This is a genomic window from Pseudomonas sp. Leaf127 (assembly GCF_001423155.1).
In the GTDB taxonomy this organism is placed as follows: domain Bacteria; phylum Pseudomonadota; class Gammaproteobacteria; order Pseudomonadales; family Pseudomonadaceae; genus Aquipseudomonas; species Aquipseudomonas ovata.
Genome location: NZ_LMOA01000026.1, coordinates 71,150 through 89,921, shown reverse-complemented (window position 1 = coordinate 89,921; position 18,772 = coordinate 71,150). Strand labels below are relative to the sequence as shown.

Genomic DNA, 18,772 nt, shown 5'->3' with positions numbered 1-18,772 from the left:
GGTCAGGGCATCAGGATGATCTTGTCGCTGCGGCCCTCGTTGACTTCGGCATAGCGCGCCAGCCCTTCGCTGAGTGGGGATTCCACCAGGCCGGTGGGCAAGGCCAGCAGGCCCTGGTCGAAGAAGCGGCCGAACTGATCGAGCATGGCTGCGCAGGCCTGGCAGTCATACAGCAGCGAGTTGATGCCGACCACCGAGCCGCCCTTGCGGTACAGGGCCAGGGACGGCAGTTGCACCTGGCCGTCGACGGGCGCGGCGATGATTGCGATGCGGCCCCAAGTGGCCAATGCTGCCACCGAGGCCGGCAACCAGAAACCGGTGGTGTCGAAGATCACATCGGCGGCGCCCTGGAAGTGGGCGTCTACTTGCCCGGCCAAGGCCTCTGGCTGGCCCAGCACGATGCTGTCGAAGCCGTCGGCGGCCAGTGCCTGTTGCTGCTCGGGGCGGCGCACCGCGCCCAGCACCTGCGCCCCCAATACGCGCCCCAGTGCCAGGGCCGCGCTGCCTACGGCACCGTTGCCGCCGATCACCAGCAAGCGGGTTTTTGCATTCACCTGGCTGCGCTGCAAGGCGTCCCAGGCGGTGGTGTACGGCACGCCAAGGCTGGCAGCCTGGGCAAAGCTCAGCGCTGCAGGCTTGAGCGCCACGCCGCTGGCCGGCAGAGTCAGCCAGCGGGCGTGTGAGCCATCCCGAAAGAACCCCGGCTCCTTGCCGGTGCCCCACACCGCCTTGCCCAGCAACGCCTGCGGCCCTTCAACCACCACACCGGCAAAGTCACGCCCTGGCACACGCGGCAAGGTGGTGTACGGAAAGCGTCCGAGGACGTTTTTCACATCACTGGGGTTGAGCCCCGCCGCCTTGACCTCGATCAACACCTCGCCGTCGGCAGGCACCGGGACGGGCAACTCGACACAGGCCAGGGCCGCCAGGTCGCCGGTGCGGGAAAATTGCAGTGCGTTCATCAGTGACTCCAGTCGCAAGAGAAGAAAGGTTCAGGACAGCCATTGGCTGAGCAGTTGCTTGCCCATCGGCCAGGCTTTTTCGCCCAGCTGCATGCCCAGCAGGCCGACCAGCGCCACGGCGGGCGGCGCCGGCGAGCGAAAATCCAGCACGCTGTACAGCACGCCGACAGCGAGACCAATGGCGAGGGAAATGACAAAACTCATGATGAGCTCCGGGCAATCAGGGAATGCCCGCAGTCTAGGGAGATGGCGCGACGGCTGCCGGCCAAGGACTTCTGGTTATCGGCCAGGTTGAGGGATTGGCCGGGCGGCGATCATGCGACACCGATTCGCGCCCCGGTCTGACGGAATGCCGGACCACCGCGATTGAGCGCAAAGCGCTCACAGAAATCTGTGAAATGCTGAAAGTTTACGACTGCTGACGCAGCCGATCGCGGTGGTCCGGCATTCCGGCAGAGCTCCCTCCCACAGCACAGTGTTTGCTGTGCGACAGCGTGCCGCCTTGGCGCGGTGTCAGCGACACAGGGTGGTTTCCTGCAAGACCGGGGTTGTGGTGTATTGCGAGGGCGCCATGCCCAGTTCTCGGCGGAACATGTCGCTGAAACTGCTGGGCGAGTAGCCCAGGGTGCGGGCGATGGTGCTGACCGGCTGGCCCTGGATCAGCCGGGCCACGGCGGTGGCCAGTTGCACCTGGCGGCGCCATTCGGCAAAGCCCATGCCCAGGCGGGTCTGGAACAGGCGTGCCAGGGTGCGCACACTGGCACCGGCGGTTTCGGCGTGTTGCTCGAAGGCAATGCTCAACGACGGCTCGTCGATCACCGCCTGGCACAGGTTCATCAGGCGCCGGTCGGCGTCGTCGGGCATGGGGATGCGGATCAGCGAGCGCCGGGCGCGCTGCAATTCCAGCAGGGCCAGGTTGACCAGCGCGTCGTAGTAGTCCGGCTCGCCTTCGCGGTCCAGGGCCACCAGGCCGATGATCAGTTCGCGCAGCAGGCCGCCGACTTCGAACACCTGCACGGTGCCCTCAAGGGTGCGGGCAATCGCCGGGCGCAGGTAGATATTGCGCATTTCCAGGTCCGACACCACGCGAATGCCGTGATCCACACCCGGCGGCAACCATACGGCCCGCTGCGGCGGAACCACCAGCGCCTCGCCGGGCGTCTCGACCCACATCACCCCGGAAGCGGCATACAGCACCTGGCCCCACACATGCTGGTGCGGCTCGATGTACAGCCCGCGCGGGTAGGTGCGCGCCAGGGGTTGCACGGGAACAGCGGTGTCGGTGAGGTCGGGCGGAGCGGCCAGGGCCATAGCGGGTCATCGCAGCCAAGAAGAAGAGTGGCACAGGGTAGCGAAGTGCCGGGGCCTATAGACACCCCTGACACCGGGCTGATGTGAATTGTCCACCATCAGTGGACAGTAAAACCCGTTTCAGCCGATTTATCCCTTCGCGATGAATCCTTAATCTGTACCCATGTTGAGCGACACCCCTGATTACCGAACTTCAAAACTCTCAGATAAAGGATCTACGCCATGACCACTCAAGCCACCAACGCCCCGACCTACAGCCGCCTGAACAAGGACGACGCCATCGTACTGCTGGTCGACCACCAGACCGGCCTGATCTCGCTGGTGCAGGACTTCTCGCCCAACGAGTTCAAGAACAACGTGCTGGCCCTGGCTGATNAGGCGGCTGTGATAATTCATTACCAACGCCCCAACCTACAGCCGCCTGAACAAGGACGATGCCATCGTACTGCTGGTCGACCACCAGACCGGCCTGATCTCGCTGGTGCAGGACTTCTCGCCCAACGAGTTCAAGAACAACGTGCTGGCCCTGGCTGATCTGGCCAAGTTTTTCGAGCTGCCGACCATCCTCACCACCAGCTTCGAGCAAGGTCCCAATGGCCCGCTGGTGCCGGAATTGAAAGAGATGTTCCCGGACGCGCCGTACATCGCCCGCCCTGGCCAGATCAATGCCTGGGACAACGAAGACTTCGTCAAGGCAATCAAGGCCACCGGCCGCAAGCAGATCATCATTGCCGGTGTGGTCACCGATGTGTGCGTAGCCTTCCCAGTAAATACTTTGGCCTTTCTCANGGGCCTGGTGCGCGATCTGCGAGATGAAAGATATGTTCCCGGACGCGCCGTACATCGCCCGCCCTGGCCAGATCAATGCCTGGGACAACGAAGACTTCGTCAAGGCAATCAAGGCCACCGGCCGCAAGCAGATCATCATTGCCGGTGTGGTCACCGATGTGTGCGTAGCCTTCCCGACCCTGTCGGCGCTGGCTGAAGGCTTTGAAGTGTTCGTGGTCACCGATGCCTCGGGCACCTTCAACGAGACCGTGCAGCAGGCCGCGTGGAACCGCATGAGCCAGGCCGGTGCGCAACTGATGAACTGGTTCTCGGTGGCCTGCGAGCTCGTGCAGCAGGCCGCGTGGAACCGCATGAGCCAGGCCGGTGCGCAACTGATGAACTGGTTCTCGGTGGCCTGCGAGCTGCACCGCGACTGGCGCAACGACATTGAAGGCCTGGGCAACCTGCTGTCGCAGCGGATTCCGAACTACCGCAACCTGATGAATGGCTATGCGGCGTTGACTGCACGGTAAGCGATTTTTAATCGCGCCAACAAAAAGCCAGGGCCCGCGTCATGCGGGCCCTGGCTTTTTCATGTCGACATCAACCGCGATCAGAACACGTTGATCGGGTAGTCGATGAAGATACGGGTTTCGTTGCCTTCGCTGTTATAGGCGCTGGCGTTGTCCGACACCCGCAAGAACGAGTTGCGCAGGCGCAGCGACAGATCCTTGGCCGGGCCACTCTGGACCACGTAGGTCAGCTGGCTGAAGATTTCGCGCTCGGTGCCATTGCCGCGGTTGGTGCCGTCATCAATGTTGGTGCCGCGCACGTAAGCGGTCTTGTAGCTCAGGCCAGGCAGCACCAGACCGGACAGGTCGACGCCGTAGCCCACTTGCCAGGAGCGCTCGTCCTTGGCGTTGAAGTCCGACCAGAACGAGTTGGCCAGGTAGATAGAGTTGCCGCCATCGCTGTACGCGCCGGCACTCTGGTAGAAACCATAGTTGTAGCCGGTGTCGCCGGAGCTGCGCTGGTGCGCCAGGGTGAAGCTGTGGATGCCCACCGCCCAGGTCGCGGCCAGGCTCCAGATCTTGTTGTCGCGTTCGCCGGCGGCAGCGTCGGCCGAGAAGTCACGATCAAGCTTGGTCTTGTAGCCATTGAAGTCAAAGGTCAGCGACTGCTCGGAAGGCAGGGCAAACACGTAGTTCAGGTTGACGTATTGCTTCTTGAACACATCTTCGTTGTCCGAGGCGTAGGCCGAAGCACTGAACGCTTCGCTGAACTTGTAGCTGGCACCGTAGACGTTGATGCTTTTCAGGCCACCGCTGTCGTGGCCGGTGGCGCTCTTGCGCACCTGGCTGGTGAAACGACCGGCCACCACTTCAAGGTTTTCGATTTCCTTGGAGCTGATGTACGTACCGGTGAAGCTTTCCGGCAGCAGACGACCGTTGTCGTAGCTCAGCACCGGCAGTTGCGGCATCTGGTCGCCGTACTTGATCACGGTATTGGAGACGCGAGCCTTGACCGCAGCGCCCACGCGGGCCAGGTCGTCGGCGGCCTGGCCGCTGTCGCCCTGCTTGAAGAAGTCGATGCCGCCGGCCCCGCTCTTGCCGCGGCCGCCGTCCAGGCGCACGCCGTACAAGGCAAAGGCGTCAACGCCCACGCCAACGGTGCCCTGGGTGAAACCGGAGGTGAAGTTGCCCATGAAAGCCTGGCCCCACTCGGCCTTGTCCTGATTGCCGTTCTTGTAGTCACGGCTGATGTAGGCATTGCGTGCGTTCAGGGTCAGGTGGCTGTCTTCGACGAAGCCTTGGGATTGGGCCTGGCTTTGCGCCATGGCCTGGGTGGCGCTGAAGACGCCCAGTGCGAGAACGCCCATACGTTTGTTAAGCATTGTTGTTTTCCTTTGACGAATGATTAACGCACTGTGACCCGCAGCTCTTGGGTCACCCGTGAGGCTCCATGCGCGTGCAGAGTGCAGGGCATAAAGGCCGAACGAAATCATCGCAGTGGTCTACTGATGCACGTACGCGGCGCGTGGCCACAGGCGTTGGGGGCGAATCCTAGTCGCGCCCTCGGGGGGTGTCAAACAGGCAAAGGCCTGGTCCAGAGCCATTTCAGGGTGGCCCAAGGCTTCATTCTTCGATAATGGTGACCAGAGCCTGTAGCTCTGCTTCGCTGAACAGCCCTCGTGGATAACGCTCGATCAGCATCAATCGAGTATCGGGGCGCGGCCTGGGCAGGCGGGTCCTGCGCAGCCAGTCAGCCATGATTTTGCGAGCCTCGCTACTGACGGACAGACCCCGTGGAGCGTTCGGGATAATACCTGCGTTCATAGTGGGACAACCTCTTGTCATGAGGGGGCCAACTGTACCGCCTGCGTGTGACAGGCAAGCGAAACAACTGGCTGACTACCCAGAAATGGACGCCCGGATTAGTGCTACAAAGCGTTACCCGAAAAAAAGCCCATCAATAGATGGGCTTTTGCCAGCAAGAACAGGACCAACCTGACCGGCCCTCAGTCCTGATCGACTCGGGAAGCCGGCTGCTGCTGGGTCAGGCAATGAATATTGCCCCCGCCCAGCAGCAATTCACGGCCCGGGACCATGACCACCAGGTGTTCCGGGAATACCCGTTGCAGAATCTGCCGTGCAGTTTCGTCCAACGGATCGTCGAAAGACGGCGCGATGATGCCGCCGTTGACGATCAGGAAGTTCACGTAGGAGCCCGCCAGGCGCACAGAAGGGTCGCGTTCCTGGCTGCCGTGCACCTTGTCGACGCCGGCACACTCCTCAGCGGTGGCATACAGCGGGCCGGGAATCGGCATCTTGTGCACGATCAATGTGCGGCCTTGCGCATCAGGGGTGTTTTCCAGCACCCGCAAGGCAGCCTGGCAACGCGGATAGTTGGGGTCCTGCGGGTCGTCGGTCCAGGCCAGCAGCACTTCGCCGGGGCGCACGTAGCAGCAGAAGTTATCCACATGCCCGTCGGTTTCGTCGTTGTACAGGCCGTCGGGCAGCCAGATAACCTTGTCGACCGCCAGGGTGTCGCTGAGTACTGCCTCAATCTGTTCGCGGTTCAGGTGCGGGTTACGGTTGCGATTGAGCAGGCACTCTTCGGTGGTGATCAGGGTGCCTTCGCCGTCGACGTGGATCGAACCGCCTTCAAGTACAAAGCCTGGCGTGGCATAGCGCGCCGTGCGCTCCATGCCGAGGATCTTGCCGGCCACCTGGGCGTCGCGGTTCCAGGGGAAGTACAGGCCACCGTCGAAACCGCCCCAGGCGTTGAAATCCCAGTCCACGCCGCGCACCTGGCCGTGGTGGTCGATGACGAAGGTCGGACCGGTGTCGCGCACCCAGGCATCATCGTTACTGATCTCCACAACCCGGATATTCGGCGCGTCCAGGTACGCCAGGGCGTTGTCGTACTGGGCCGCGGACACCCCGACGGTCACCGGCTCGAAGCGGGCGATGGCATGGGCCAGTTCGGCATGCGCCGCCTGCACCGGCTTGGCGCCCAGCCGCCAGTTGTCCGGCCGCTCGGGCCAGAGCATCCAGACCTGGGTCTGCGGCGCCCATTCGGCCGGCATGTAAAAGCCATCGGCGCGCGGTGTGCTGGTGAGGGTGGTCATGGCTGTCAAGACTCCGGTAAGCGGTCGAGAACGGTGGACCATCATGACAGACAGGCCATGACGATTTGAGAAGCGTGTTATAGCCGATAATAATCGGTATTTGAAGCGTTCTGGATTTTTACTGCTTCAACAATCGGTATTTATCCAGATATAAATCCATGAAATAGTGTGCCTGCCTGGCACGCGATAGCGGGGTTTTATTCCAGCTCGCGCAGCACCTTCGACACGCTGTCGACGAAGAAATCCACGCTCTGCGCCGTGGTGCACATTGGCGGCTTGATCTTGAGGATGTTCAGGTAGTCACCGGTCGGTTGCATGAAGATGCCCAGCTCACGCAAGCGTTCGCACAGGTAGGCGGTCTCCTCGCTGGCCGGTTCCAGGGTCTGGCGGTCGCGCACCAGTTCGACGCCCAGATAGAACCCCATGCCATGCACCGCGCCCACCAGCGGATGTTTATCGGCCAGCGCCTCAAGACGCGCCTTGAAGTGGCCACCGACGATGCGTGCGTTGTCCCACAGTTTTTCCTGCGCCATCACGTCCAGTACCGCCAGGCCGATGCGGCAACTGACCGGGCTGCCACCGGAGGACGAAAAGAAGTAACCCTCGGCTTCCAGCGCCTCGGCGATCTCGCGGCGGGTGATCACCGCGCCCAATGGGTGGCCGTTGCCCATGCCCTTGGCCAGGGTAATGATGTCCGGCACCACGCCCTGCTCTTCGAAGCCCCAGAAATATTCGCCCAGCCGGCCATAGCCAACCTGCACCTCATCGGCGATGCACACCCCGCCGCGCTGACGAATCTGGCCATACACCTGTTGCAGGTAGCCCGGCGGCAGGGAAATACCCCCGGCGTTGCCATACACCGGCTCGCAGATGAACCCGGCCACCTGGCGGCCCTGCCCGTCCAGCGTGGCCAGGGTTTCATCGACATGGCGCACATAGTCGGCAGTGCTCTCAGGACCGCGAAACGGCCCGCGATAGGTGTTGGGTGCAGTGACCGGGTGCACCCAGTCGGGCCGGGTGGTCAACGCTTGCGGGTTGTCGGCGATGGAGGTGGAAATCGCATCGGTGGCCACCGACCAGCCGTGGTAGGCCTCCAGCACGCTGAGCATGTCGCGCCCGCCGCTGTAGGCCCAGGCCAGGCGGATCGCCAGGTCGTTGGCCTCGGTGCCGCTGTTGACCAGGAACACCCGGTCCATGCCGGCCGGGGCGCGTTCGAGCAGGCGCTCGGAAAATTCGGCAATGGCCGCGTAGTGAAAGCGCGAATTGGTGTTCAACAGCGACCATTGGCGTGCCGCTTCACGGGCCATGCGTGGATGGCCGTGGCCGAGCACTGCCACGTTGTTGAGCATGTCCAGGTACGAGCGACCCTGCATGTCGATCAGGTGGTTGCGCCAGCCGCGCTCGATCTGGGGCGGCGCCTGGTAATAGTGCTTCTGCGAGCGGGCAAAACTGGCGTCGCGCCGGGCCAGCAGCACAGCCGCGTCCTGCAGCGCCGGGGCATTGCAATCAAAGCCCAGCAGGGCCGCCGGCGACGGCGACAGCTGCTGCCAGGCCGGCGCCCAGGCCGGGGTGGTGAACAACGGCGGCGTGATCCCGGCCTCACTGCACAGTTGCAACAGCAATACACCGTCGCTGACCCCCAGCACCTGACCTGCCGCCAGCGGGCAGCCGGACGGCAGGTCGCAGGCCACGCCCCACAGCTTGAGGCTGAAGGTCTCGCCGACCAGTACCAGGGCGGCATCGGCAGTCTGGCGCAGGGTGGCGGTAAACGGCACATGCACCACCGTGTCCGGCGGCAGGTGCAACTCGACGTGCAGTGCGCAGGTGTCGGGCTCGCGGCTGCAATCGGGCAGCGTGCGTGACAGGCGGTATTCGCCATAGCGGCTGGCGGCCAGCCCGGTCTGCCGGGCGGTCTGCGCCAGCAGGCGTTCGTCGATGCCGTCCTGCTCCCAGTTGCCGGCCTCGAAATGCTCGCTGAGCACACCCAGGTCCACCGTGCAGAAGCCGCGCCCGGCCAGGCCCGGCAGCAACGGGCGCCAGGCGGGCTGGACCTTGGGCGGTGCCTCCAGGCCCACGGCATACAGGATCGCCGCCTCCATCAGCGCCATCGGCATCGAGGTGGCAACGTCGAAAATCGACCATTCGCCGTCCAGGTTGGCCTGGATATAGGCATTGCCTGGCTCGATGCTGACGTGTTGCTCGCTGCTGAGCACCAGCACGGTGGCGCGGGCGACAATCAGCGGCCACAGGGCCTGGAGCTCCTCGAGGCACAGCGGGTTGATCGCGTGGTAGGCACGGATGGCCGGCAGGATGTACAGCGGGTCACCGCCGGCATGGTGCAGCAAGGCGGCGCAGGTGACCGACAGGTCGGCCACCCGCCAGGTGGTCAGCAGGTCGCCGAAGTCGATCAGCCCCTGTACGTGCCAGGCGCGCTGTGGGCTGCGGGCCCAGACCACGTTGTGGTCGGTGATGTCCAGGTGCACCGCCTGTAACGGCAGTGCCGGAATCAACGGCACCAGGCGCTGGCGGGCCTGCTCGACGGCTTCGTGCAGGCAGGCGCGCTCGTCGGTGTCATCGATGACCGGCAGCAGGTGGCGCGCCAGGGCATTGGCGTGGCGCGGGTCCCACTGCAGTACCCGCTCAAGGCCCGGGTGCGTGAAGTCTTGCAGCGCCCGGTCGACCAGTGCGCACAGCTCGCCCAGGGCCGTCACCACGTCATGCCCCAGGTAACCGGCATGGCCCAGCGACTGGCCGTCGATGAACGTCAGCAGCCGGGCATGCACCGCCTGCCCCTCCAGATTCAACGACAGTCGTGTTTCGCCATTGCCGGCGGTGACCACCTCGGGCACGCAGATACCCGGCTGGCCGGCCAGGTGCTGCAAGGCGGCATGCTGGGCGTCCAGCTCCAGCGGGCTGTAGTCGCCGTGGCAGATTTTCAGCACATAGCGCGCCTCGCCGGTGTCGAGCAGCAGGTTGCAGTCCTGCTGGCTGCCCAGCACCTTGAGCGTACCGCCGAGGCCGTAATGCTGCGCCAACAGCATCCGGGCCTGATCGAGGCTGACGAGCGGGCAAGGCAGGCTGGAACGGCGAATCAGGGTGGCAAGCGGCATGGAAGACCTCAGGGAGTGATTGCTGGAGCAGACCGGCATGACAATGCAATTGAGCACTATAGGATGCGGCAGGCCATTGGCCAAAATCGCAGCGATTTGACGACGGCGGATTACCGGCACTTATGCCGCCTGCCATCGAATAATTTCATTACGGCCGCCGGTCGTCTTGGCTGATCCTGCTTGCGCACAGGGGGATCGCGCTATGCTGTGGCGAATGTCCATCAAACCCTCATTGTTCACAAGGAAAAGGTCCATCCATGCGAATTCTCGTTACCGGCGGCGCAGGTTTCATCGGCTCCGCGCTGATCCGCCACCTGATCCGGCACACCGCCCATGAAGTGTTGAACCTCGACAAGCTGACCTACGCCGGCAACCTCGAATCGCTGGCCGGCATTGCCAGCGACACCCGTTATGAATTCGTGCAGGCCGACATCGCCGACCAGGCCGCCGTCAGTGCGGTGCTGGCACGTTTTGCACCGCACGCCATCATGCACCTGGCCGCCGAGTCCCACGTCGACCGCTCCATCGACGGCCCGGCCGAGTTCATCCACACCAACATCGTCGGCACCTACAGCCTGCTCGAAGCCACGCGAGGCTATTGGCTGACCCTGGCGCCGGCCGAGCGCGAGGCGTTTCGCTTCCATCACATCTCCACCGACGAGGTGTACGGCGACCTGCACGGTGTCGACGACCTGTTCACCGAAACCACTTCCTACGCGCCCAGCTCGCCCTACTCGGCCAGCAAGGCGGCGTCCGACCACCTGGTACGTGCCTGGCAGCGCACCTATGGGCTGCCGGTGATCGTCACCAACTGCTCGAACAACTACGGCCCGTTCCATTTCCCGGAGAAGCTGATTCCGCTGATCATCCTTAATGCCCTGGCCGGCAAGCCGCTGCCGGTGTATGGCGACGGTCTGCAGGTGCGCGACTGGTTGTACGTCGAAGACCATGCCCGGGCGCTGCTCAAGGTGGTCACCGAAGGCGCGGTGGGCGAGACCTACAACATCGGCGGCCATAACGAGCAGAAGAACATCGACGTGGTGCGCGGCATCTGCGCGCTGCTTGAAGAGCTGGCGCCACAGCACCCGGCCGGCGTGGCCCGCTACAGCGACCTGATCACCCACGTGGTCGACCGTCCCGGCCACGACCAGCGCTATGCCATCGACGCCGGCAAGATCGAGCGCGAGCTGGGCTGGACACCTGAAGAAACTTTTGCAACCGGCCTGCGCAAGACCGTGCAGTGGTACCTGGACAACCTGGAGTGGTGCCGCCGGGTCCAGGACGGCAGCTATCAAGGCCAACGACTGGGCTTTACCGAACACAAGGATCTGATTGCATGACAAAAGGGATTGTTCTGGCCGGAGGTTCCGGCACCCGCTTGCACCCTATTACCCTGGGCATTTCCAAGCAGTTGTTGCCGGTCTACGACAAACCGATGATCTATTACCCGATCTCGGTACTGATGCTGGCCGGCATCCAGGACATCCTGGTGATTTCCACCCCGCAGGACCTGCCGCAATACCGGCAACTGCTGGGGGACGGCCGCCAGTTCGGCGTCAACTTCCACTATGCCGAACAACCCCGCCCTGAAGGACTGGCGCAGGCCTTCCTGATCGGCGAGTCGTTCATCGGCACCGATCCGGTGTGCCTGATCCTGGGCGACAACATCTTTCACGGCCAGCACTTCAGCGAACAACTGCGCCAGGCGGCGGACCGGACCGAAGGCGCCACGGTGTTCGGCTACTGGGTCAAGGACCCGGAGCGCTTCGGCGTGGTCGACTTCGACGCCCAGGGCCGGGCGCTGTCGATCGAAGAAAAACCCGCCGTCCCCAAGTCCAGCTATGCCGTCACCGGCCTGTATTTCTATGACAACGACGTCATCCGCATCGCCCGGGACGTCAGGCCCTCGCCGCGCGGCGAGCTGGAGATCACTGACGTCAACAACGCCTACCTGCAACGCGGCACCTTGCGTGTCGAGCGTTTCGGTCGCGGCTTCGCCTGGCTCGACACCGGCACCCATGACAGCCTGCTCGATGCGTCGGCCTATGTGCAAACCATCGAACATCGCCAGGGTCTGCAGGTCGCATGCCTTGAAGAAATCGCTTACCAGAACGGCTGGATCGACCGCGACCAGTTGCTCGAACGCGCCGGATACTTCGGCAAGACCGGCTACGGCCGCTACCTGTTCAAGATTGCAGGGGAACATCCGTGAATGTCATTGCCACCCAGTTGCCCGAAGTGCTCATCATCGAACCCAAGGTGTTCGGTGACGAGCGGGGCTTCTTCTACGAAAGCTTCAACGCCCGTGCCTTCAACCAAGCCACCGGCCTGCGCCCGCAGTTCGTCCAGGACAACCATTCGCGCTCGCAGCAAGGCGTGTTGCGCGGGCTGCACTACCAGATCGACAACCCGCAGGGCAAACTGGTGCGCGTCACCGCCGGCGAGGTGCTCGACATCGCCGTGGACATCCGCCGCAGCTCGATGACCTTCGGGCAATGGGTCGGGGTCCGGCTGTCGGGCAGCAATTTTCGCCAGCTATGGATTCCCGAGGGCTTTGCCCATGGCTTTCTGGTGTTGAGCGAAAGCGCCGAGTTCCTGTACAAGACCACCGACTTCTATACCCCTGACGCCGAGCGTTGCATCCGCTGGGACGACCCGGAACTGGCCATCGACTGGCAGCTCGACGGCCTGGTGCCGCAGTTGTCGGCCAAGGACCGGCAGGGCAAACGCTTGAGCGAGGCTGACCTGTTCCTATGAAAATCCTGATTACCGGCCAGCACGGCCAGGTTTCACGCCACTTGCAGCACAGCCTGGCCGACCTGGGCGAACTGCAGGTGCTGGGCCGCGAACAACTGGACCTGAGCCAGCCACATGCCATTCTCCAGGCCGTGCAGGCCGCGCAACCGGACCTGATCATCAATGCCGCCGCGCACACGGCGGTCGACCAGGCCGAGAAGGAGCCGGGCCTGGCCCGCGCCATCAACGCCACTGCCCCCGGCCTGCTGGCCGAAGCGGCGGCCGGGCTTGGCGTGCCGCTGATCCACTATTCCACCGACTACGTGTTCGACGGGCGCAAGGCTTCGCCCTACACCGAGCAGGATGCACCACACCCGCTGGGCATCTACGGCAGCAGCAAGCTGGCCGGCGAACAGGCCATCCAGGCGGTGGGCGGGCAGCACCTGATCCTGCGCACCAGCTGGGTGTATTCACTGCACGGGCGCAACTTCCTGCTGACCATACAAAAGCTGCTGCAGGAGCGCGAAACCCTGAGCGTGGTCGCCGACCAGATCGGCGCGCCGACCTGGGCCGGCACCATCGCCCACAGCACCCGGCAACTGATCGAGCGCTGGCGTGACGGCCAGCCGGGGACCTGGGGGGTCTACCACCTGACGGCCAGTGGCGAGACGTCCTGGTACGGCTTTGCCCAGGCCATCGGCAAACAGTTGCTGGCCGAGGGCAAGCCCTGCGCGGTGCTGGAGCCGATTGCCTCCAGCGCCTACCCGACGCCGGCGGCCCGCCCGCTCAATTCACGCCTGGACTGTAGCCGGCTGGCGCGTGAATGGGGCGTGAGCCAGCCCGACTGGCAGCACGCATTACTGGAGTGCCTGGCCAGCGCCCGGCAGGCATAATGCGGGCCTGATGCCCGGGCGCCGATCCCGGGCCACCACCCGGGCCCTGGATCGATGAGCACACCTGCCGCCCCTGCGCGCCGCCCTCGCTGGCGCAGCCTTGCCCTGCTGGCGCTGTGCCTGGCGCCCTTGCTGTGGCCGCTGGAGCACCTGGCCGAGCGTTATTACCACAGCGAGTTGACCAGCCAGAACCGACAGACCCTGGACCTGTACGTCGCCAACCTGCTGGGCACCCTGCACCGCTACGAGTCCCTGCCGCCGATTCTGGGCGATCTGCCGGCGCTGCGCACCGCGCTGGGCACTCCGGCCGACCCCGGCGCCATCGACGGCGCCAACCAGGCGCTGCGCGAAATCACCGGGCAGACCGGCGCCGACGTCATCTACCTGATGAACAAGGAAGGCCGCACCCTGGCGGCGTCCAATTTCGACCAGCACGACAGCTTCGTGGGGCGCAATTTCTCGTTCCGGCCGTACTTCAACGACGCGCTGGCCGGCAAGCTGGGGCGTTTCTTCGGCCTGGGCACCACCTCGGTCAAGCGCGGCTACTTCTTCGCCGCCCCGGTGCGCGACGGCGACAGCGTGATCGGCGTGCTGGTGATCAAGATCGACCTGGACTACACCGAGACCCTGTGGGGCAAGACCCCGGTGCAGCTGTTGCTGACCGACCAGAACGGCGTGGTGATCCTGACCTCCAACCCGGCCTGGCGCTTCCACGCCACCCGGACCTTGAGCGATGAAGAAAAGAAAGCCATCGTCGCCATCCAGCCCTACCCGACCCGCGACCCGCGCCCGCTCAAGCTCGACGAACGCGCCTGGCTGACCCAGACCCGGACCATCGATGAAACCGGCTGGACGGTCAACGCCCTGGCCCCGCGCGTGCTGATCGACCGTCCCGTGCGCACCGTGGTCGCAGTCGGTGGCGCCGCCTTGCTGGTGCTCATGCTGTTGCTCAGCCTGGTGATGCAGCGCCGCCGACACTACCTGGAGCGCATCGCCTTCGAGGGCAAGACCCGCCGCGAACTGGAGCGCCGGGTCATGGAGCGCACCAGCGACCTGGAAGGCCTCAACAGCCGCCTGCGCCAGGAAGTGCTGGAACGCGAACAGGCCCAGCAGGAACTGGTGCGCGCCCAGGACGAACTGGTGCAGGCCGGCAAACTGTCGGCGCTGGGCACCATGTCGGCCAGCATCAGCCACGAGCTCAACCAGCCGCTGGCGGCGATCCGTACCTACGCGGAAAATGCCGAGATCCTGCTTGATCACCAGCGCACCGACGACGCCCGGGGCAACCTCAAGCTGATCGGCGAACTGACCGGGCGCATGGCTTCGATCATCGCTCACTTGCGCGCCTTTGCCCGGCGCGACGCGCATGCCCCGGAAAGCGTGGCCCTGCAACCGGCGCTCGAAGACGCCCTGGCCTTGCTGGCCAAGCGTCGCCGGGCCATGGAGGTAGAATTGATTCGCGACCTGCCGGCGGCCACCTTGTGGGTGCAGGCCGGCGAGACCCGCCTGCGCCAGGTGTTGGGCAATCTGCTGGCCAACGCGCTGGACGCGCTGACCGAAAAAGGGCCGCCGCGTAAACTGTGGATCAGTGCCGAGGCGACCCCTGAGGGCGTCAACCTGTACATTCGTGACAACGGCCCGGGCTTCTCGCAAGAAGCGATGGCGCGGGCGCGTGAGCCGTTCTTCACCACCAAGACCCGTACCCAGGGCCTGGGGCTGGGCCTGGCGATCTGCGACACGCTGATGCGGGCGCTGGGCGGCGAGCTGTTGTTCGCCAATCACACCAGCGGCGGCGCGCTGATCACCCTGCGGCTGCGCGCCGGGTTGTCCGGAGCCAACCTTCAACCTCCCGAGGATCTTTCTGCATGAGTGCCGATACCGCCATCGACAGCCAGGTGCAAGTGGTGCTGATCGACGACGATTCACTGCTGCGCCAGGCCCTGAAACAGACCCTGGACCTGGCCGGCCTGAACGTCCTGAGCCTGCCGGCGGCCACCGGCCTTGCCAGCCGCATCGGCCGCGACTGGCCGGGGGTGGTGATCAGTGACATCCGCATGGACGGCATGGACGGCATGGAGCTGCTGGCCCAGTTGCACGAGCAGGACCCGGAACTGCCGGTGTTGCTGATCACCGGTCACGGCGACGTGCCGCTGGCGGTCAAGGCCATGCGCGCCGGCGCCTACGACTTTCTGGAAAAACCCTTCCCCAGTGACGCCATGCTCGACAGCGTACGCCGCGCCCTGGCCCTGCGCCGGCTGGTGCTGGACAACCGCAGCCTGCGCCTGGCCCTGAGCGACCGCCAGCAACTGAGCACCCGCCTGGTGGGCCAGTCGGCCTCCATGCTGCGCCTGCGCGAGCAGATCGGCGCGCTGGCCGGCACCCGCGCCGACGTGCTGATCCTGGGCGAAACCGGCGCCGGCAAAGAGGTGGTTGCTCGCGCGCTGCACGACCTGTCGGCACGGCGCAACGGGCCGTTCGTGGCCATCAACGCCGGCGCCCTGGCTGAATCGGTGGTCGAGAGCGAGCTGTTCGGCCATGAGCCGGGGGCCTTTACCGGCGCGCAGAAGCGGCGCATCGGCAAGTTCGAATTCGCCAATGGCGGCACGCTGTTTCTCGATGAAATCGAAAGCATGAGCCTGGACGTGCAGGTCAAGCTCCTGCGTTTGCTGCAGGAACGCGCCGTGGAACGCATGGGCAGTAATCAGTTGATCCCGCTGGACATCCGCGTCATTGCCGCCACCAAGGAAGACCTGCGTCAGGCCGCCGACCAGGGCCGCTTCCGCGCCGACCTGTATTACCGGCTCAATGTCGCCTCGCTGCGCATTCCGCCGCTGCGCGAGCGCGGTGAAGATGCACTGATGCTGTTCGAGCACTACAGCGACGCCGCCAGCCAGCGCCATGGCATTCCCAAGCGTGAGCTGACGCCCGGCCAGCGGGCCTTGCTGCTGCGCCACAACTGGCCAGGCAATGTACGCGAGCTGCAAAACGCCGCCGAGCGCTTTGCCCTGGGCCTGGAGCTGGAACTGGAAGGCATGACCGGCACGCCGGCACCGCTGAGCAGCGGCGGCCTGAGCGAGCAGGTCGAGCACTTCGAGCGCACCCTGATCGCCGCCGAACTGACCCGCCCGCACACCTCGGTGCGCAGCCTGGCCGAGGCCCTGGGCCTGCCGCGCAAGACCCTGCACGACAAGCTGCGCAAGCACGGCCTGAGTTTTGGTGACCACAGCACCCACCCGGACGACAACGAATGAGCGCCCACACCGCGCAAGCCCTTGAGCAACTGCTGCACCACGACATTCCGCTGACCCGCGACATGGGCGTGAAGGTCATCGACTGGCAGGACCACAGCCTGCGTCTGCACCTGCCACTGGCACCCAACGTCAACCACAAGAGCACGCTGTTCGGCGGCAGCCTGTATTGCGGCGCCGTGCTGGCCGGCTGGGGCTGGCTGCACCTGCGCCTGCGCGAGGCGGGCATCACCGACGGGCATATCGTGATTCAGGACGGGCAGATCAGCTACCCGCTGCCAGTGCGCGGCGACGCGGTGGCGGTGTGCCAGGCGCCGCTGCCGGCGTCATGGGAGCGGTTTCTCGCCACCTACCAGCGCCGTGGCCGTGCGCGGCTGGCGTTGCACACGTTTATCCACGAACAGGCCAGTGAGGCAGCCGCGGTGCGGTTTGTCGGACAATTCGTGGTGCATCGGTAACAAGGCACGCACCGTAGGAGCGGCCGGGCGGCGATCCGCTTCAGCCGCGACTAATGACGATCCCATGCAGAAGAGGCGATGCCTGCATCGGCCCTTTCGCGACCGTTGGTCGCTCCCACGGCTTTGTCATGACGCGGATTACGCAGCAGCGACCATCGGTCGCGAACCACGATGGTGGCATCACGCCCTGGCCAGCTCCAGCAGCCGGGTGCGCCAGGGGGCGTTGGCGGGCAGGGCGAGGAAGAACGGGTTGAGCAGTGATTCACGCGACGGATAGCTGAACGGCTGGCCGTCGAGCTGCAATACCACGCCGCCGGCGCCTTCGAGTACGCCTTGTGCCGCCGCGGTGTCCCATTGCGAGGTCGGGGCCAGGCGCGGGTAGCAATCGGCACTGCCTTCGGCCAGCAGGCAGAATTTCAGCGAGCTGCCGATATTGGCCAGTTGCAACTCGCCCACCGCCTCGGCCAGTCCCGCCAGCAGGCGCTCCTGATCGGGGCTGGAATGGCGGCGGCTGGCAACCACGGTCACGCCCTGCCCGGCCGGTGGCCCGGTGCGCACGCTGATGGCCTGGCCTGCCCCGTCGGCTTCACGGCGCCAGGCGCCCAGGCCCTTGCCGCCCAGCCAGCAGCGACCATTGGTGGGCATCGACACCACGCCGAACACCACCTGCCCGCGCTCGATCAGCGCGACGTTGACGGTGAACTCCTCGCTGCCGGCAATGAATTCCTTGGTGCCGTCCAGCGGATCGACCAGCCACCAGCGCTCCCAGGTGGCGCGCTCGGCCTGGGCAATGTTGGCGTCTTCTTCGGACAGCACGTGAATGCTCGGGTCCAGTGCCTGCAAGCCGTCGACCAGCACCTGATGCGCGGCCAGGTCGGCGGCGGTCACCGGCGAATCATCGGCCTTGGCCGTCACCGCCACGCCATTGCGCCAGAACGGCAGGATCGCCTCACCTGCCTTCAGGGCCAGGCGCACGACCGGCGCCAGCAGTGGATGAGGCAGGTTGTCGAGCACGTCGGTCATGGCAGGAAGGTTCCTCGTTGGGTCAACAGATCGCGGGCCAGGTACAGGGCGGCCAGGGCACGACCTTCGCTGAAGTGCGGGTGTTGCGCCAGGCTGGCCAGGTCGCGCAGGTTGATGGCCTCGACCCGGATCGGCTCGGGCTCGTCACCTTCAAGGCGCTCTTCGTACAGGTCGGTGGCCAGCACCACCTGGATTTTCTGGCTCATGTAGCCCGGCGACAGCGACAGTTCGGTCAGGTGTTCAAGCTGGCGGGCGCCGAAGCCGGCTTCTTCCTTGAGCTCGCGATTGGCGGCGGCCAGCACGTCTTCGCCAGGTTCGATCAGGCCCTTGGGCAATGACAGCTCGTAGTCTTCGGTGCCGCCGCAGTACTCTTCGATCAGCAGGGCGTGGTCGGCATCGCGCATGGCGACGATCATCACCGCGCCATACCCGTTGCCGCGCCCGACCAGCCGTTCGTAGGTGCGCTCGACACCGTTGGCAAAGCGCAGCTGCACGGCCTCGACACGGAACAGGCGGCTGCTGGCGACGATTTCACGGTCAAGTACAGTGGGTTTCTGACGCATGACAAACTCCTTGGCATGAGCGCGGTACTATACGTGGCTTTTTCCGTCATCTGTCTCAGATATATTGCC

Annotated in this window: 17 protein-coding genes and 2 pseudogenes; 10 read left to right on the top strand and 9 right to left on the bottom strand. The window is 64.8% G+C overall.

The window, feature by feature from the left end:
* Nucleotides 1-2: 2 nt before the first annotated feature.
* The 3 genes from ASF84_RS27615 to ASF84_RS27610 all read right to left on the bottom strand — a co-directional run bounded on the left by ASF84_RS27615 (nucleotide 3) and on the right by ASF84_RS27610 (nucleotide 2,273).
* Nucleotides 3-962, bottom strand: a complete 960-nt coding sequence (locus ASF84_RS27615; RefSeq protein WP_056842089.1) for a quinone oxidoreductase family protein — start codon at nucleotides 960-962, stop codon at nucleotides 3-5.
* 30 nt (nucleotides 963-992) lie between these two features.
* The gene (locus ASF84_RS28870) at nucleotides 993-1,166 is read right to left on the bottom strand and encodes a DUF1427 family protein (protein WP_082481885.1); all 174 of its coding nucleotides are present in this window, start codon (nucleotides 1,164-1,166) and stop codon (nucleotides 993-995) included.
* Between the two features lie 309 nt (nucleotides 1,167-1,475).
* Nucleotides 1,476-2,273 carry an AraC family transcriptional regulator gene (locus ASF84_RS27610; protein ID WP_056842088.1) on the bottom strand — a complete coding sequence of 266 codons (798 nt, stop codon included), beginning with the start codon at nucleotides 2,271-2,273 and terminating at the stop codon, nucleotides 1,476-1,478.
* A gap of 222 nt (nucleotides 2,274-2,495) precedes the next feature.
* Here ASF84_RS27610 and ASF84_RS28865 point away from each other — a divergent pair.
* The 3 genes and pseudogenes from ASF84_RS28865 to ASF84_RS27595 form a co-directional block, all read left to right on the top strand.
* Nucleotides 2,496-2,648: pseudogene (locus ASF84_RS28865) on the top strand (hydrolase); the annotation flags it as partial.
* Between the two features lie 19 nt (nucleotides 2,649-2,667).
* Nucleotides 2,668-3,061, top strand: a pseudogene (locus tag ASF84_RS27600) (isochorismatase family protein); the annotation flags it as partial.
* Between the two features lies 1 nt (nucleotide 3,062).
* On the top strand, nucleotides 3,063-3,574 hold a 512-nt coding region (locus tag ASF84_RS27595), incomplete at its 5' end, for an isochorismatase family protein (protein WP_156684425.1).
* A gap of 80 nt (nucleotides 3,575-3,654) precedes the next feature.
* On the opposite strand, the gene ASF84_RS27590 is transcribed toward ASF84_RS27595, so the two are convergent.
* From ASF84_RS27590 to ASF84_RS27575, 4 genes are all read right to left on the bottom strand, one after another.
* Nucleotides 3,655-4,935, bottom strand: coding sequence for an OprD family porin (locus ASF84_RS27590; RefSeq protein WP_056842086.1), 1,281 nt, complete (start codon nucleotides 4,933-4,935; stop codon nucleotides 3,655-3,657).
* Nucleotides 4,936-5,176: 241 nt separating this feature from the next.
* Nucleotides 5,177-5,311 (bottom strand): hypothetical protein, encoded by a 135-nt coding sequence (locus ASF84_RS27585; protein ID WP_330219676.1) that lies wholly within the window; start codon nucleotides 5,309-5,311, stop codon nucleotides 5,177-5,179.
* A gap of 248 nt (nucleotides 5,312-5,559) precedes the next feature.
* Entirely contained in the window at nucleotides 5,560-6,672 is a 1,113-nt protein-coding gene (gene aguA / locus ASF84_RS27580) for an agmatine deiminase (protein WP_056842084.1), read from the bottom strand.
* Between the two features lie 197 nt (nucleotides 6,673-6,869).
* Nucleotides 6,870-9,782, bottom strand: a complete 2,913-nt coding sequence (locus ASF84_RS27575; protein ID WP_056842083.1) for an aminotransferase — start codon at nucleotides 9,780-9,782, stop codon at nucleotides 6,870-6,872.
* A gap of 257 nt (nucleotides 9,783-10,039) precedes the next feature.
* Here ASF84_RS27575 and rfbB point away from each other — a divergent pair, with 257 nt between their 5' ends.
* The 7 genes from rfbB to ASF84_RS27540 are packed head-to-tail and all read left to right on the top strand — an operon-like array spanning nucleotide 10,040 to nucleotide 17,117.
* Nucleotides 10,040-11,122, top strand: coding sequence for a dTDP-glucose 4,6-dehydratase (gene rfbB, locus ASF84_RS27570; protein WP_056842082.1), 1,083 nt, complete (start codon nucleotides 10,040-10,042; stop codon nucleotides 11,120-11,122).
* Entirely contained in the window at nucleotides 11,119-11,994 is an 876-nt protein-coding gene (gene rfbA, locus ASF84_RS27565; RefSeq protein WP_056842081.1) for a glucose-1-phosphate thymidylyltransferase RfbA, read from the top strand. Before rfbB ends, rfbA begins: the two co-directional genes overlap by 4 nt.
* Complete coding sequence (gene rfbC / locus ASF84_RS27560; RefSeq protein ID WP_056842080.1) at nucleotides 11,991-12,539, top strand: dTDP-4-dehydrorhamnose 3,5-epimerase; 549 nt, start codon at nucleotides 11,991-11,993, stop codon at nucleotides 12,537-12,539. Before rfbA ends, rfbC begins: the two co-directional genes overlap by 4 nt.
* The gene (gene rfbD, locus ASF84_RS27555; RefSeq protein WP_056842079.1) at nucleotides 12,536-13,411 is read left to right on the top strand and encodes a dTDP-4-dehydrorhamnose reductase; all 876 of its coding nucleotides are present in this window, start codon (nucleotides 12,536-12,538) and stop codon (nucleotides 13,409-13,411) included. The genes rfbC and rfbD overlap by 4 nt, the downstream gene beginning before the upstream one ends.
* A gap of 54 nt (nucleotides 13,412-13,465) precedes the next feature.
* Nucleotides 13,466-15,280, top strand: a complete 1,815-nt coding sequence (locus ASF84_RS27550) for a sensor histidine kinase (protein ID WP_056842078.1) — start codon at nucleotides 13,466-13,468, stop codon at nucleotides 15,278-15,280.
* Nucleotides 15,277-16,662 carry a sigma-54-dependent transcriptional regulator gene (locus ASF84_RS27545; protein ID WP_056842077.1) on the top strand — a complete coding sequence of 462 codons (1,386 nt, stop codon included), beginning with the start codon at nucleotides 15,277-15,279 and terminating at the stop codon, nucleotides 16,660-16,662. The genes ASF84_RS27550 and ASF84_RS27545 overlap by 4 nt, the downstream gene beginning before the upstream one ends.
* A complete protein-coding gene (locus ASF84_RS27540; RefSeq protein ID WP_056842076.1) occupies nucleotides 16,659-17,117 on the top strand; it encodes a YiiD C-terminal domain-containing protein in 459 nt (152 codons plus the stop codon). The genes ASF84_RS27545 and ASF84_RS27540 overlap by 4 nt, the downstream gene beginning before the upstream one ends.
* A gap of 180 nt (nucleotides 17,118-17,297) precedes the next feature.
* Here ASF84_RS27540 and cysQ read toward each other — a convergent pair whose 3' ends face one another.
* Nucleotides 17,298-18,140, bottom strand: a complete 843-nt coding sequence (gene cysQ, locus ASF84_RS27535) for a 3'(2'),5'-bisphosphate nucleotidase CysQ (protein WP_056842075.1) — start codon at nucleotides 18,138-18,140, stop codon at nucleotides 17,298-17,300.
* A complete protein-coding gene (gene nudE / locus ASF84_RS27530; RefSeq protein WP_056842074.1) occupies nucleotides 18,137-18,703 on the bottom strand; it encodes an ADP compounds hydrolase NudE in 567 nt (188 codons plus the stop codon). Before nudE ends, cysQ begins: the two co-directional genes overlap by 4 nt.
* Nucleotides 18,704-18,772 lie beyond the last annotated feature (69 nt).

Coding starts and splice junctions, on each gene's coding strand:
- ASF84_RS27615 (WP_056842089.1), bottom strand. CDS start 962: ATGAACGCACTGCAATTTTCCCGCACCGGCGACCTGGCGGCCCTGGCC.
- ASF84_RS28870 (WP_082481885.1), bottom strand. CDS start 1,166: ATGAGTTTTGTCATTTCCCTCGCCATTGGTCTCGCTGTCGGCGTGCTG.
- ASF84_RS27610 (WP_056842088.1), bottom strand. CDS start 2,273: ATGGCCCTGGCCGCTCCGCCCGACCTCACCGACACCGCTGTTCCCGTG.
- ASF84_RS27590 (WP_056842086.1), bottom strand. CDS start 4,935: ATGCTTAACAAACGTATGGGCGTTCTCGCACTGGGCGTCTTCAGCGCC.
- ASF84_RS27585 (WP_330219676.1), bottom strand. CDS start 5,311: ATGGCTGACTGGCTGCGCAGGACCCGCCTGCCCAGGCCGCGCCCCGAT.
- aguA (WP_056842084.1), bottom strand. CDS start 6,672: ATGACCACCCTCACCAGCACACCGCGCGCCGATGGCTTTTACATGCCG.
- ASF84_RS27575 (WP_056842083.1), bottom strand. CDS start 9,782: ATGCCGCTTGCCACCCTGATTCGCCGTTCCAGCCTGCCTTGCCCGCTC.
- rfbB (WP_056842082.1), top strand. CDS start 10,040: ATGCGAATTCTCGTTACCGGCGGCGCAGGTTTCATCGGCTCCGCGCTG.
- rfbA (WP_056842081.1), top strand. CDS start 11,119: ATGACAAAAGGGATTGTTCTGGCCGGAGGTTCCGGCACCCGCTTGCAC.
- rfbD (WP_056842079.1), top strand. CDS start 12,536: ATGAAAATCCTGATTACCGGCCAGCACGGCCAGGTTTCACGCCACTTG.
- ASF84_RS27550 (WP_056842078.1), top strand. CDS start 13,466: ATGAGCACACCTGCCGCCCCTGCGCGCCGCCCTCGCTGGCGCAGCCTT.
- ASF84_RS27545 (WP_056842077.1), top strand. CDS start 15,277: ATGAGTGCCGATACCGCCATCGACAGCCAGGTGCAAGTGGTGCTGATC.
- ASF84_RS27540 (WP_056842076.1), top strand. CDS start 16,659: ATGAGCGCCCACACCGCGCAAGCCCTTGAGCAACTGCTGCACCACGAC.
- cysQ (WP_056842075.1), bottom strand. CDS start 18,140: ATGACCGACGTGCTCGACAACCTGCCTCATCCACTGCTGGCGCCGGTC.
- nudE (WP_056842074.1), bottom strand. CDS start 18,703: ATGCGTCAGAAACCCACTGTACTTGACCGTGAAATCGTCGCCAGCAGC.